Here is a 13,427-nt window from a genome sequence, read left to right as displayed (position 1 = left end):
GGTTCTGGCCGCCGCGTGAAGTTGTCGTCCCTAAAGCCATTCCACCGAGGGCTGTTTTGCACCAAAAATGCGGAAGAACCCGTAATTGACGCTGGCCGGACTTCGAAATTGTCGTTGCACATTACGCCTTGGAACAGCATTGGCGCCGGGCGTTCCAGAAGGACCTGGATCTGGCCGCCTCGCACCGGAAGCTCGCCGAGGCCTACGCGACGCTGAAGGATACCCAGGCGCAGCTCGTCAAGGTCGAGAAGACCGCGGCGCTCGGCCGCCTCGTGGCGAACGTCGCACACCGGATCAACACGCCGATCGGCAACGTGGTGGCCGTGGCCAGCCATCTCGACGACTCGCTCCGGCGTTTCTCCGACACGATGGTGAAGGGCGGAATCCGGCGCTCGGACCTCACGACGTTCGTCGGCGGGATCGCCGAAGGCAACGGCATCGTCCTGAGCAACGCGCAACAGACGGCCGACCTTATCGAGCTGTTCAAGCGTCTGGTCGCCGATGGCGGCGAACCGCCCGAGCGCATGGATGTCGTCACCCTCCTGATCGGCATCCGGCCGTCCCTCGAAGCCATGATGCCATCCGGCGTGGCGCTGGCCGTCGATGCCTCGCCCGGCCTTCAGATCATGGGGCAATGGCACGTCATGGAGGCGGTCGTCGGGGAGCTGGTCCGCAACGCCGTCACCCACGCCTTCTCGGACGGCTGCACCGGAACGGTGACGATTCGGGCGCGTGCCGCCAGCGATGGCGCCACTGGCGGCGTGGAATTTCAGGTGATCGACGATGGCCAGGGCATCCCGCCCGAGCACCTGGAGCACGTCTTCGACCCTTTCTACACCGATGGGAATATCGGCGGCGGGCAGTACGGGCTTGGGTTGTCCATCGTTCACAACGCCGTGGTCGGCCATCTGGGCGGCTGGATCGACATCGACAGCCGCGAGGGGCAGGGGACGAGCGTGACCATCCGCCTGCCAGCCGTGTGACGAACCGACCTAGTTTTGGCACCCCCAATTACCGGCAAAAGCCCTGACCAGCAGGCTCTCGCAGGACACCGACGCCCGGCACATCCGGCAGTCGGTGGCATGGCAGCAGACACGCTCGCGCAGTTCCGACAGCCCGGCGACCACGTCGGTCCGCCCCGGCTCGGTCAGCTGGACGAGGTCGATGACCGACCCGAGGTCCCGCACGTTCCGTTTTAGAGCCGTCGCCGCCACGATGCCCTCCGGGGCTGTTTCACCGCGAGGGGCATATTAGCAAAGGGGGTTTGCCGCCGGATTGCAGGGCTGAAACAGGGACCCGAATCTTTCGGATGAAAACGAACCATTAGGGGCAAGGCTATGGGTTTTTGCCCGCTAATCAAAGCGTTCGTTGGGGTAGACCCCCCAGACGTCACCGCGCTTCAGCCAGCCCTTGTAGCCCTTCAGGTCCACCTGGCACCACTCGCCCTTGCACTTGGACAACCAGCCCATGACGCCGGGTTGCGCGCGGGCGACGGTGGGAGACTCGGGGGCCGGCTCGCGGTGGACGACTCGCTGCGCGCCCATCACGACGACTCCGCGCTTGCCCGACAGCATGCTCTGGTGCACCCAGCCCTCGCTGCCTTCCCAATCGCGGATGCGGCGCCACGTGTCGAACTCTGCGGTGATCTCGACCGGCATTTCCTTGCGGGTGAACACCCACTCCACCGGATACCGCACGCCGGGGCCGGTGCGCACGTTCACCTCGCCTGAGCGCAGCGTCACGAAGCGCGGCACCGGCAGGCCGGTCACCTGAGCCGGACCCTTCTCCTTGTCCTTGCCCGCCGCCATGGCCGGCGCAAGACCGGCCATGGCGGCCAGCAGCAGCACGGCGGTGAACAGGCGGATTCCGGACAGCATCGGCGGACCCTGGGACCAAGGAGAAAAGTTCTCTGGACGGCGGACCGGAACGGTGGCGCCGTCCGGTTCGCGACCACTATAGTTAGGGGTAACTCGTCCGAGCAAGGCCACCGCGCCGCCATCCTGCGTTCGTCACAACCCGCTTCGGCGGGGCAGGGCGGAATCGGGCATCTGGACAGCGCCGCGCGGCGCCTGCTATGGCAAGAACGGGAAGCAGGGAGCCCATCCGATGCCGGATACCAAAAAGCCGCTGGTCGTCGTCACACGCAAGCTTCCGGATGTCATCGAGACCCGGATGATGGAGCTGTTCGACGCCCGGTTGAGCCCGGACGACGATCCGATGACGCAGGAGCAGCTGATGCAGGCGGTGAAGACCGCCGAGGTGCTGGTGCCCACGGTGACCGACCGCATCGACCGCGCGATCATCGAGGCGGCCGGGCCGCAGCTCAAGCTGATCGCCTCCTTCGGCACCGGTGTGGATCACATCGACAACCGGGCGGCGCGCGAGCGCGGCATCGTGGTGACCAACACGCCGGGCGTGCTGACCGAAGACACCGCCGACATGACCATGGCGCTGATCCTCGCCGTGGCGCGCCGCCTGTCCGAAGGCGAGCGGCTGGTGCGCTCCGGCCAGTGGAAGGGCTGGAGCCCGACGACGATGCTCGGCCACCGCATCTGGGGCAAGCGCTTGGGCATCCTCGGCATGGGCCGCATCGGTCAGGCGGTGGCGCGGCGCGCCCGCGCCTTCGGCATGTCGATCCACTACCACAACCGCCGCCGCGTCCACCCGGACATCGAGCAGGAGCTTGAGGCGACCTACTGGGACAGCCTGGACCAGATGCTGGCGCGGATGGACGTGGTCTCCATCAACTGCCCGCACACGCCGGCGACCTATCACCTGCTGTCCGAGCGGCGGCTCAAGCTGCTGCGCCCGCACTGCTACATCGTCAACACCTCGCGCGGCGAGGTGATCGACGAGACGGCGCTGACCCGCATGCTGGGCAAGGGCGAGATCGCCGGCGCCGGCCTGGACGTGTTCGAGCACGAGCCGGCGGTGAACCCGAAGCTGATCCGGCTCGACAACGTGGTTCTGCTGCCGCACATGGGCTCGGCCACCATCGAGGGCCGCATCGACATGGGCGAGAAGGTCATCGTCAACATCAAGACCTTCATCGATGGCCACAAGCCGCCCGATCGGGTGCTGGAAGGGCTGATCTGAGGGATTTAGCCCCTCCCCCCTCGCGGGGGAGGGGCTTTGCTTCACACTGCCGCCCGTGCCTTCTCCAGATCGATCTTCACCTCGACCACGCCCGGCTCGTCGAGGTTCTCCTTGCGCACGAAGCCCAGCGCCCGGCACATGCCGAGCATGTTGGTGTTCTCGCGCAGCACCTCGCCGTACACCTCCTTGATGCCGCGCGAGCGCGCGTAATCCAGAATGCGCTGCATCAGCAGATAGCCCAGCCCCTGGCCCTTCATGTCCGAGCGCACCATCACCGCGTACTCGGCGCGCACGTTGTCGGGGTCGGCGGTGATGCGCACCACGCCGTACATGATGGTCTTGCCGGTCTCCGGGTCGGGACCGATGGCGACCAGCCCCATCTCGCGGTCATAGTCCATCTGCGTCAGCCGCGCCGCCGCCTGATGCGACAGCCGCTTCAGCGGCGCGAAGAAGCGCAGCCGCAGATCCTCCGGCGTCTGGTTGGCGACCATGTGATGCACCAGCGGCTCGTCCTCGGGCAGGATCGGGCGGACGAAGAACTGGCGGCCGTCCTTGATGCGCAAATCGCCTTCCAGCGACTTCGGGTACGGCCGGATCGCCAGACGCTTGGCGCCGGGCAGGTCGGACACCGCCACGCGGATGGTGGCGTCCAGCGCCAGCACGCCCTCGTGGTCGGCCAGCAGCGGGTTGATGTCCAACTCGGCGATCTCCGGGAAATCGACGATGAGCTGCGAGATCTTGTTGAGCGTCAGCGCCACCGCGTCGATGTCCACCGCCTTCATCGAGCGATAGCCCTGCAACCGCCGCCAAATGCGCGTGCGGCCCATCAGCTCGGTGGCCAGCCGCATGTTCAGCGGCGGCAGCGCCAGCGCGCAGTCCTCCACCACCTCGACGCCGATGCCACCCTCGCCGAACAGCAGGACCGGGCCGAACAGCTCGTTCTCGGTCATGCCGACGATCAGCTCGTAGGCGTCCGGGCGGACCGCCATCTCCTGCACGGTGAAGCCCTCGATGCGGGCGTCGGGGGCCTGTTCGCGCACGCGGGCCAGCATCGCCTCGGCCTCGGCGCGCACCTCGGCGCCGTCGGTCAGGTGCAGCACCACGCCGCCGACGTCCGATTTGTGCGAGATGTCGGTGGACAGGATCTTCAGCGCCACCGGGCCGCCGATGGCGTCGGCGCAGCGCGCGGCCTCCTCTGGCGTCTCGGCGCGGCGGGTGTCGACCACCGGGATGCCGTAGGCGGCCAGCACGCGCTTGGCCTCGTACTCGGTCAGCCAGTCGCGCTTCTCGGCGATGGCGCGGGCGATGACCCTGCGCACGGTGATGCCGTCCGGCGCGAAGTCCTGGGGCACCGAGGCCGGCGTCTCGATGAGCAGCTCCTGGTTCCGCCGGTACTCGACCAGATGCATGAACGCCTTCACGGCGTGGCTCGGCGTGTCGTAGGTGGGGATGCGGGCGCCAGCGAACAGCCGGCGCGCCTCCACGGCCGAGGTGTCGCCCAGCCAGCTGGTCAGCACCGGGTGGCGGCGGCCGGGCACCTTGTGGACGGCCTCGACCACCGCCTGCGCCACCGCGGTCGAGTCGGTGACGGCGTTCGGGCAGTTCAGCACCAGGATGGCGTCGTTGCCGGTGTCGCTCAGCAGTGCGTCCAGCGCGTCGGCGTAGCGCTTGGGCGGCGCGTCGGCGCCGATGCGCAGCGGGTTGCCGCGCGGCGCGCTGGAGGCGCCGAGCGCGGTGTCCAGCTTGGCCAGCGTCTCCGGCGACAGCTCGGCCAGCCGGCCGCCGGCCTTGACCAGACTGTCGGTCGCCATGACGCCCATGCCGCCGCCGTTGGTCAGGATGACCAGCCGGTCGCCGTTGATGGCCGGCACGCCGGTCGCCAGCGTGTTCACCGCGTCGAACAGCTCGTCCAGCTCGTCCACGCGCAGCAGGCCGGCGCGGCGGAAGGCGGCGTCGTAGACGGCGTCCGACACCGCCAGCGCGCCGGTGTGCGATACGGCGGCCTGGATCGCCTCGTCCGAGCGGCCGGCCTTGATGACGATGACCGGCTTCTGGCGGGCGGCCAGACGGGCGGCCGACATGAACTTGCGCGCGTTGCTGATCGACTCGATGTACAGCAGGATGGCCCGCACGCTGCCGTCCGCGGCCAGATAGTCCAGCAAATCGCCGAAGTCGATGTCCGCCTTGTCGCCCAGCGAGATCAGGTGCGAGAAGCCGATGCCGCGCGCCGTCGCCCAATCGACGATGGAGGTCACCACCATGGACGACTGCGCCACCAGCGCGATGTCGCCCTTCTTCGGCGTCACCGGGCCGAAGCTGGCGTTCAGCCCGCGCCCCGGCACCATGGCGCCCAGGCTGTTGGGGCCGAGCAGGCGGATCAGGTGCGGGCTGGCGGCGTCGTAGACCGCCTGCATCTGCGCCTCGGAAAAGCCACCGGAGACGATGACCGCGGCCTTGGTGCCCTTCTCGCCCAACTGCTGGACGATCGCCGGCACCTGATCGGCCGGGTTGCAGATCACGGCGAGGTCGGGGGTGATCGGCAGGTCGGCGACCGTCTTGTAGGTCAGCACGCCCTCGACCGCGCGCTCGGACGGGCTGACCGGCATGATGGGACCGTCGAAGCCGGCGTGGAACAGGTTGCGCGCCACCAGCGCGCCGGTCGACCCCGCCTTGCGGCTGGCCCCGATCAGCGCGATCGACGTGGGCTTGAACATGCGGTCGAGGTTGCGAACGGTCATGACCGGGTCCGATGCTGGCGTGTGGAGATTGGTGGGCGGCTCGATAGCGGCAACAGGGGTGAACCTGCAACCATACCCCCGTAAACGCGACGAAACGCCGCTCATGCTGCACTGCACTCGGAGCTTAGCTCTTTGCGGCGGGGTGCGACACCGTGAATCAGCCGCAATCCGACAAACGCAGCCTTGATCCACAGCAATTGTTATGCGTGCGTAACGGTTTGGTCACCGGCAATTTCCCCCGGAACGCATCCGCCTGCGGCCTGTTTGCGGCCATAGGCTGACCGCATGGGGGAAACGGGGCGATGGATCACCACGATTACCTGCGTCACACGCTCGATTGTCTGGAGGAGGCGCAAACCGCCCTGCACCTCGCCCAGCGCAAGGGGCAGATCGAGCGCAAGGACGAAGCCAAACTGATCCGCCGCCTCGGCACCCTCACCCAGGATCTGAGCCGGGTGCAGCCGCCGCATTGAGTTCCGCCCGATACAACTCCACCGTCTCCGCATCGAAGCAGACGAACTGCACGGCATGCAGCGTGGCGTCCTGCGCCAGTTCGTCCAGCACGGCGGTGACGGCGATGCGCGTGGCGCGGTGCTTGGGAAAGCCGTAGATCCCGGTGCTGATGGCGGGGAAGGCGAGGCTGGTCAGGCCGTGCTGCCGGGCCAGCGCCAGGGCGTTGCGGTAGCAGGACTCCAGCAGGGAATCCTCGTTCGCCGTGCCGCCGCGCCAGACCGGGCCGACGGCGTGGATGATCCACGGGGCGGGTAGGCGGTGCCCGCGGGAGAGCCGGCACTCGCCGGTCGGACAGCCGCCGATGCGGTCCAGTTCGGCCTGAAGCTCGGGACCGGCGGTGGCGTGGATCGCCCCGTCGACGCCGCCGCCGCGCTTCAGGGCGCTGTTGGCGGCGTTGACGATGGCGTCCACCGAAACCCGCGTGATGTCGCCGTGGACGACGCTCACGCGGGATTTTGGCACGCGGGATTCTGGATGGTCAGACGATGACACCCGGCGTGCCCTTGGTCTCCGCCTCGGCGCGCTCCAGGCCCTCGAGGATGAGCTTGGCGGCCTCGTCGGCATCGCCCCAGCGGACGATCTTCACCCACTTGCCCTTCTCCAGGTCCTTGTAGTGCTGGAAGAAGTGGGCGATCTGTTCGGTCGTGATCTCCGGCAGGTCGGTGTAGCTCTTCACGTCGCTGTAGAACGGGTGCAGCTTGTCCACCGGGACTGCCAGCAGCTTCTCGTCGAGCCCGGCCTCGTCCTCCATGATCAGCACGCCGATCGGGCGCGAGCGCAGGACGGCGCCGGGGATGACCGAATGGCGGCCGATGACGCAGACGTCCACCGGATCGCCGTCGCCCGACAGGGTGTGCGGGATGAAGCCGTAGTTGCAGGGGTAGTACATCGCCGTGTGCATGAAGCGGTCGACGAACACCGCGCCCGACTCCTTGTCGACTTCGTACTTGACCGGTTCGCCGCGCAACGGGATCTCGATGACCACGTTCACGTCCCACGGCGGGTTCTTGCCCGCCGGAACCTTGCTCAGATCCATGAAACGGTCCTTTGGCTCGCGTGTTTTCACGTCAGGTTATTGGGCCGGCAGACGTTCCTTCCCCGGCGCCCCATGGGCGCGGAGTTTAGGCGCAACAGGTGCGGAGTCCAAGGCACTTGCGCATTTTTTGCTGCGTTGCGAGACTCCCGCAACCATGCGCGCCGCACTTGCCCTTCTGCTCGCCCTCTTTTGTGCCGCCCCGGCGTTCGCCGAGCCGACCCATGGCATCGCCATGCACGGCGACTTGAAGTACCCCAAGGGCTTCAAGCACTTCGACTATGTGAACCCCTACGCGCCCAAGGGCGGCGCCTTGCGTCAGGCGGTGATCGGCACCTTCGACACGCTGAACCCGCACGTGGTGAAGGGCCTGCCGGCGGCGGGCCTGCTGAACGTCTACGAGACGCTGCTGGCGCGCTCCCAGGACGAGCCGTTCTCGCTCTATGGCCTGCTGGCGGAGAGCGTGGAGGTGCCGGACGACCGCTCCGCCATCGTCTTCCACCTGAACCCGCGGGCGCGCTGGCACGACGGAACGCCGGTGACGGCCGACGACGTGCTGTTCTCCTTCGAGGTGCAGCGGCAGTTCGGCACCCCCAACCGCCGCCAGTTCTTCGCCAAGGTGGCGCTGGCCGAGCGGCGCGACGCCCGCACCGTGCGCTTCGCCTTCCTGCGCGAGCCGGACGGCGGCATCGACCGCGAGATGCCCATGCTGATGGGCCTGCTGGCGGTGCACCAGAAGGCGTGGTGGCACGGCCGGACCTTCGACCGCACGACGCTGGAGGCGCCGATGGGCAGCGGCCCCTATCGCGTCAAACAGGTCGAGCCCGGCCGCCGCATCGTCTACGAGCGCGTCGCCGATTATTGGGGCCGGGATTTGGCCGTCCGGCGTGGGCTGTTCAACTTCGACACGCTGAGCTTCGACTACTACCGCGACGACACCGTGGCGCTGGAGGCGTTCAAGGCCGGCCAGGTGGACGTGCGGCGCGAGGGCGAGCCCGCCAAATGGGCCACCGGCTACGACGGCCCGGCGCTGCGTGCGGGGAAGTTCGTGCTGGAGGAGCTGCCGACCGGCCGGCCCGAGTACGCGCGCGGCTTCATCATGAACACCCGCCGGCCGCTGTTCCGGGACCGCCGGGTGCGGCAGGCGCTGGGCTATGCGGTGGACTTCGACTGGATCAACCGCACGCTCTACCACGGGGCGCTGACGCGGACGGCCAGTTTCTACCCCAACTCGGTGCTGGCGGCGACCGGGCTGCCGGGGCCGGACGAGCTGAAGGTGCTGGCGCCGTTCCGCCCCATCCTGCCGCCCGAGCTGTTCACCACCCCCTTCACGCTGCCGCAGACCGACGGCAGCGGCCCCTACGCCGGCCGCGCCAACCTGCGCGAGGCGTTGCGGCTGCTGGCGGAGGCGGGCTGGAAGCTGGAGAACGGGCGGATGGTGAACTCGGCTGGCCGGCCCTTCCGGTTCGAGATCCTGCTGGGCGACCCGGCCGACGAGCGCCCCGCGCTGGAGTTCGCCCGCGGGCTGGAACGCCTGGGCATCGAGGCCAAGGTGCGCACGGTGGATAGCGCCCAGTTCCAGGCGCGGCTGGACGAGTACGACTACGACGTGGTGGTGCGCTGGTGGAGTTCCACGCTGTCGCCGGGCAACGAGCAGCTCTACTACTACGGCTCCCAGGCGGCGGACACGCCTGGGACGCGCAACTACGCCGGCATCAAGGACCCGGCGGTGGACGCCATCGCCGCCTCCATCGCCTCGGCCCGCACCCGGCCGGAGCTGGAGACGCGCGTCCGGGCGCTGGACCGGGTGCTGCTGTGGGGGTTCTACATGGTGCCGCTGTTCCACTCGCCGGTGGACCGCATCGCCCGCTGGACCGCCGTGCGGCGCCCGGCGATCACCCCGGTCTACGGCGCGATGGCCGAGACGTGGTGGCGGGAGTAGCCGGCGGGCCCAGCTCGGTTTTACGCCTCCGTGGCGGCGTCGGCGCTCCAGACCACCGCGCGGTTCTTGCCGCCGCGCTTGGCGGCGTAAAGGGCTTCATCGGCGCGCCGCATGGCGTCTGCGATATCCTTGCCGTCAGCGGGCCAACAGGCGATGCCGATGGAGCATCCCACCCGCACGCTGGTGCCGGCGACGGAGATCGGTTCATTGACCGCGGCGATGACGCGTGCGGCCATCTCGCCGGCGTCGGGGCCGCCGGGGGCTCCCGATGCGCCTACCAGGACCGCCGCGAACTCATCACCGCCCAGACGGGCGACGACGTCGTCGCTGCGGAAGCACGACGCGAGCCGGATGCCGACCTGGCGCAGCACCACGTCGCCGGCATCGTGGCCGAGCCGGTCGTTCACCGGCTTGAAGCCGTCGAGGTCGATGTACATGAAGGTCAGCGCGCTGCCGCTGGCCCCGCCGCGCACCGTGGCGGCCTCCAAGTACTGTTCGAAGAAGCGGCGGTTGGGCAGGGTGGTCAGGCGGTCCTGGTAGGCGATGTCCTCCATCCGCTCCAACGCCGTCCGCTGGCTGGTCAGGCTCTCCACCAGATCGTTCAGCGAGGCGGACAGCGAGCGGATCTCCGCAGCGCCGCCGACCGCCGGGATGCGGTGGTTCAGTTCACCGTCGCGGATGCGCTCCGCCGCCTTAACGATGCGGTGCAGCGGTTTGGTGATCTTGCGCGCCGCGAACCAGCCCAGCGCGCTGAACACCAGCGCCATGACGATGCCCGCCGCCACCGTCTCGCGGGTCTGTGCGTCGGCCGCGGCGAACGCGACGTCGAGCGGCTGGCGGGCGATGATCGTCCAACCCAGCCCCTTGTAGTCCATGTACCCGTTGCCGAAGGCGTAGCCGGTGAGATAGCGCCGGCCGTCCGGCCAGGTTTCCACCACCCAGCCGTTGCGGCGTCCGGCCTGCGCCGCGCGCACCGACTCGAGGTCGAGCGGGGTGCCGAGCATCGCCTTGGGCCCGAGCAGGATGGTCTTGTCCATCGCCACCACGTGGATGGTGAGATCCTCCCGCCCATGCAGCGCCGCCAGCAGCGAGCGCTCCACCTGCCGCACCCACTCCCAACTCAGGTGCGCGGCCAGCACGCCCAGCTTGCGGCCGGCCTCGTCGCGGACCGGCATGGAGATGTCCACGAACTTCATGGGCTCGCCGCTGGGGTTCGGCAGCAGCCTGGCCAGCAGCACGGCGTCGTGCACGTCGCCGATGAACACGCCGTCGCGCCCGTTCCGAAAGACGGGCCGCTCGGAGATGTCCTGCCCCTGCAGGATGCCGCCGGTGGCGGCGACCACGCGGCCGGCCGGGTCGGTGAAACCCATCCAGGAAACGGTCGGGAAGGTTTTCTGGAAATCGTCCAGCAGGCGGCGCAACTCGGCAGCGTCACCGGCCTCGCGCAACGGCTTGAGGCGCGACAGCAGGCCCACCTCGCTGGAGCGCGCCCACATCGACTGGTCGAGCCGGTTCGCCATCTGCGCGGCGATCTCGCTCAGCGAGCGGCCGGCCTCGTCCTGGATGCGCTCGCGCGAACGGTTGTCGGTCAGCACGGCGAGGATCGCCGAAACGCCGATCACCAATATGGCGCAGGTCAGCGCGACCATCGCCCTCAACCCGATCCGGCGACGTTCCATGCGCGCAGCCCCCGCTCCGGTCATTCCATTTCCCTTTGCGCCAGCGCTTTCATGAGCATACCGGCCGGGCAGGTTAGCGAATCACTATGAACAGGTGATTGACGGTCCGGGCGCCATCCTAATTCCAGTGCGCCTTGAACGCCTGCACGATCAGGTCGGCGATCTCGTCCAGATCGGTGAAGCGGTCGGTGTTGATGATCAGGTCGTACTGCGCCGGGTCGTGATTGGAGACCTTGAAGGTTTCCTCGAAGAACTTGGCGCGCGCGGCGTTGACCTTGCGCACCTCTTCCAGCTTTGCCGGCACCGCGGCCAGATCGCCGCCGGCCAGACGGTGCGCGCAGATGTCCTCGGAACCGACGATGCGCACGCGGAAGCGCAGCTGGCCGCGCAGCAGCAGATGCGCGCCGCGGCCGAGGATCACACCGCCCTGGAAGGCAACGCCGTTGATCACGCGGGTCAGCAGCCGCTGGTATTCCGTCATCGGGTCGTCCAGCCCCATCAGGCTGGCGTAGAGGAACATGCCGGCGCGTTCCGGCAGCTTTTCGTCGATTCGGCGCATCAGGTGCGGGTCGGATTTCGCCTGGGCGACGACGGCGTCGAGGATTTCCTTGTCGTAGGCGCGCACGCCCAGCCGCTCCGCCACCTTGGCGGCAATGGCCTCGCCGCCGGCACCATGGTCGCGCGCCATCGTCACCACGGGCGGCGGCGTGCGCGTCATCGGGTGCGCGGCCTGATAGTCGTCCACCTTCTTGGCGGACAGCAGGACATCGAGGAAGTCGCGGGCCATGGTCGGCCTCCTTGCATCGTTGCTGGGCGCCGTTGCTGAACCGAATCTGCACTCACGCAGTGGTGGCGGTCAAGCGGGCGCGGACCGCAGGCTACAGCCGCGCCAACTCGACTGCCAGGAAGGCCAGCAGCGCCACGATGGCCCACAGCGCTACCTGATCCGCCGTGCGGCGGCGGGTCCAGGAATCGAGCAGGTGGCGCACCGTCTGCGGGTGCAGGCGCAGGCCGGCGTCGGCGATCTGCGCCGCCACGCGCTCGGCGTCGCGCACCAGCATGGGCAGGCGGCGGATGGTGCGGACGGCGGCCTCGGCGCCGTCGATCATCTGCGCCTCGGGGCCGCGGTTCTCGCGCATCCACTCCTCGATCAGCGGGCGCGCCAGCTCCCACATGTTGATCTTGGGGTTGAGGATGCGCCCGACACCCTCAGCGGTCAGCATGCTCTTTTGCAGCAGCAGCAGTTGCGGCTGCGTCTCCATCTGGAACTGCTCGGTCACCGAGAACAGCTGGGCCAGCAGCCGGCCGACCGAGATCTCGTTGAGCGGCTTGTCCTGCAACGGCTCGCCGATGGCGCGGCAGGCCTGGGTGAACAGCTCGATGGACTGGTGCGCCGGCACGTAGCCGGCCTCGAAATGCACCAGCGCCACCCGCCGGTAATCGCCGGTCAGGAAGCCGATGAGCATGTCGGCGAGGTAATACCGCGTCGCGCGGTCCAGCCGGCCCATGATGCCGAAGTCCACCGCGGCGATGTTGCCGTCCTCGACGACGAACAGGTTGCCGGGGTGCAGGTCGGCGTGGAAGAAGCCGTCGCGGAAAACCTGATTGAAGAAGGACGCCGACGCCTTGGCCAGGATCTCGTCGCGGTTGTAGCCGGCGGCGATGATGGCGTCGACCTCATCGACCTTGAAGCCGGCGATGCGCTCCAGCGTCAGCACGCGCTGGGCTGTGCGGTCCCAGTTCACCTTGGGAATGAGGAAGGTGCCGTCGCCCTTGAAGTTGTCGGACAGCTCGGAGGCCGCGGCGGCCTCCATGCGCAGGTCCATCTCCAGGCGCGAGGTGCGGGCGAAGGTGTCCACCACCTCGACGGGCTTCAGGCGCTTCAGCTTGGGCATGACGCGCTCGGCCCACTCGGCCAGCTGGAAGAACAGCTCGATGTCGCGCTCGAACGCCCGCTCGATGCCCGGCCGCAGCACCTTGACCGCCACCGGCTGGCCCTCGGAGGTGACGGCGAAGTGCACCTGCGCGATGGACGCGGCGGCCACCGGCACCTCGTCGAAGCTCTGGAACAGCGCGTCGATGGGGCTGCCCAGTTCCGCCTCGATGATGGCGCGCGCCTGTTTGCCGGGGAAGGGCGGCAGCTTGTCCTGAAGCTCGGCCAGATCGGTCGCCATCCGCTCGCCCACCACGTCGGAGCGGGTGGACAGCAACTGCCCCAGCTTGATGAAGGTCGGACCCAGCTCGGCCAGCGCCGCCGCCAGCCGCTGGCCCTCGCGGCCCGGCACGTGCTTGTTGGCGACGAGGCGCCACAGGAAGGCGAAGCCGGGGGCGATGTCGGACAGCGCATCGGGCAGGGCGTTGTGGCGCGCCAGGATGCGCGCGATCACCGCCATGCGGAACAGGTTGCGGAACAGCCGGAACAACGC

The 13,427-nt window shown here is 68.6% G+C and carries 12 protein-coding genes; 4 read left to right on the top strand and 8 right to left on the bottom strand.

Translation table 11 applies throughout. From position 1 onward, the window contains the following. Positions 1–128: 128 nt before the first annotated feature. Complete coding sequence (locus ACSVDD_RS26970; RefSeq protein WP_448192521.1) at positions 129–983, top strand: sensor histidine kinase; 855 nt, start codon at positions 129–131, stop codon at positions 981–983. 9 nt (positions 984–992) lie between these two features. Here the strand turns inward: ACSVDD_RS26970 and ACSVDD_RS26965 are convergent, their stop codons facing one another. Both ACSVDD_RS26965 and ACSVDD_RS26960 read right to left on the bottom strand, forming a co-directional pair. Then, positions 993–1,214: a hypothetical protein gene (locus ACSVDD_RS26965; RefSeq protein ID WP_448192520.1), complete on the bottom strand. Its 222-nt coding sequence runs from the start codon at positions 1,212–1,214 to the stop codon at positions 993–995. 138 nt (positions 1,215–1,352) lie between these two features. Then, on the bottom strand, positions 1,353–1,877 hold the full coding sequence (locus tag ACSVDD_RS26960) for an SH3 domain-containing protein (RefSeq protein ID WP_448192519.1): 525 nt from the start codon (positions 1,875–1,877) through the stop codon (positions 1,353–1,355). Between the two features lie 229 nt (positions 1,878–2,106). Here ACSVDD_RS26960 and ACSVDD_RS26955 point away from each other — a divergent pair, with 229 nt between their 5' ends. Further along, complete coding sequence (locus ACSVDD_RS26955; RefSeq protein WP_448192518.1) at positions 2,107–3,096, top strand: 2-hydroxyacid dehydrogenase; 990 nt, start codon at positions 2,107–2,109, stop codon at positions 3,094–3,096. Between the two features lie 41 nt (positions 3,097–3,137). On the opposite strand, the gene ACSVDD_RS26950 is transcribed toward ACSVDD_RS26955, so the two are convergent. Beyond that, on the bottom strand, positions 3,138–5,834 hold the full coding sequence (locus tag ACSVDD_RS26950; protein WP_448192517.1) for a bifunctional acetate--CoA ligase family protein/GNAT family N-acetyltransferase: 2,697 nt from the start codon (positions 5,832–5,834) through the stop codon (positions 3,138–3,140). A 302-nt stretch (positions 5,835–6,136) separates the two neighbouring features. Between ACSVDD_RS26950 and ACSVDD_RS26945 the strand changes: the two genes are divergently transcribed. After that, a complete protein-coding gene (locus ACSVDD_RS26945; protein ID WP_448192516.1) occupies positions 6,137–6,307 on the top strand; it encodes a hypothetical protein in 171 nt (56 codons plus the stop codon). Here the strand turns inward: ACSVDD_RS26945 and ACSVDD_RS26940 are convergent. Continuing rightward, the gene (locus ACSVDD_RS26940) at positions 6,270–6,794 is read right to left on the bottom strand and encodes an O-acetyl-ADP-ribose deacetylase (RefSeq protein WP_448192515.1); all 525 of its coding nucleotides are present in this window, start codon (positions 6,792–6,794) and stop codon (positions 6,270–6,272) included. The genes ACSVDD_RS26945 and ACSVDD_RS26940 overlap by 38 nt on opposite strands. 31 nt (positions 6,795–6,825) lie before the next feature. After that, a complete protein-coding gene (ppa, locus tag ACSVDD_RS26935; RefSeq protein WP_448192514.1) occupies positions 6,826–7,383 on the bottom strand; it encodes an inorganic diphosphatase in 558 nt (185 codons plus the stop codon). Between the two features lie 154 nt (positions 7,384–7,537). Between ppa and ACSVDD_RS26930 the strand changes: the two genes are divergently transcribed. Continuing rightward, on the top strand, positions 7,538–9,322 hold the full coding sequence (locus ACSVDD_RS26930) for an extracellular solute-binding protein (protein WP_448192513.1): 1,785 nt from the start codon (positions 7,538–7,540) through the stop codon (positions 9,320–9,322). Positions 9,323–9,342: 20 nt separating this feature from the next. Here ACSVDD_RS26930 and ACSVDD_RS26925 read toward each other — a convergent pair whose 3' ends face one another. The 3 genes from ACSVDD_RS26925 to ubiB form a co-directional block, all read right to left on the bottom strand. Further along, positions 9,343–11,001, bottom strand: a complete 1,659-nt coding sequence (locus ACSVDD_RS26925; RefSeq protein ID WP_448192512.1) for a sensor domain-containing diguanylate cyclase — start codon at positions 10,999–11,001, stop codon at positions 9,343–9,345. A 118-nt stretch (positions 11,002–11,119) separates the two neighbouring features. Beyond that, the gene (locus tag ACSVDD_RS26920) at positions 11,120–11,788 is read right to left on the bottom strand and encodes a cytidylate kinase-like family protein (RefSeq protein WP_448192511.1); all 669 of its coding nucleotides are present in this window, start codon (positions 11,786–11,788) and stop codon (positions 11,120–11,122) included. 91 nt (positions 11,789–11,879) lie between these two features. Continuing rightward, the gene (ubiB, locus tag ACSVDD_RS26915; RefSeq protein WP_448192510.1) at positions 11,880–13,424 is read right to left on the bottom strand and encodes a 2-polyprenylphenol 6-hydroxylase; all 1,545 of its coding nucleotides are present in this window, start codon (positions 13,422–13,424) and stop codon (positions 11,880–11,882) included. Positions 13,425–13,427: the final 3 nt, after the last annotated feature.

It is taken from the genome of Azospirillum terrae (assembly GCF_053470425.1).
Note: the sequence above shows the minus strand (reverse complement) of the source record. Positions and strands in the feature narration are given on the sequence as shown.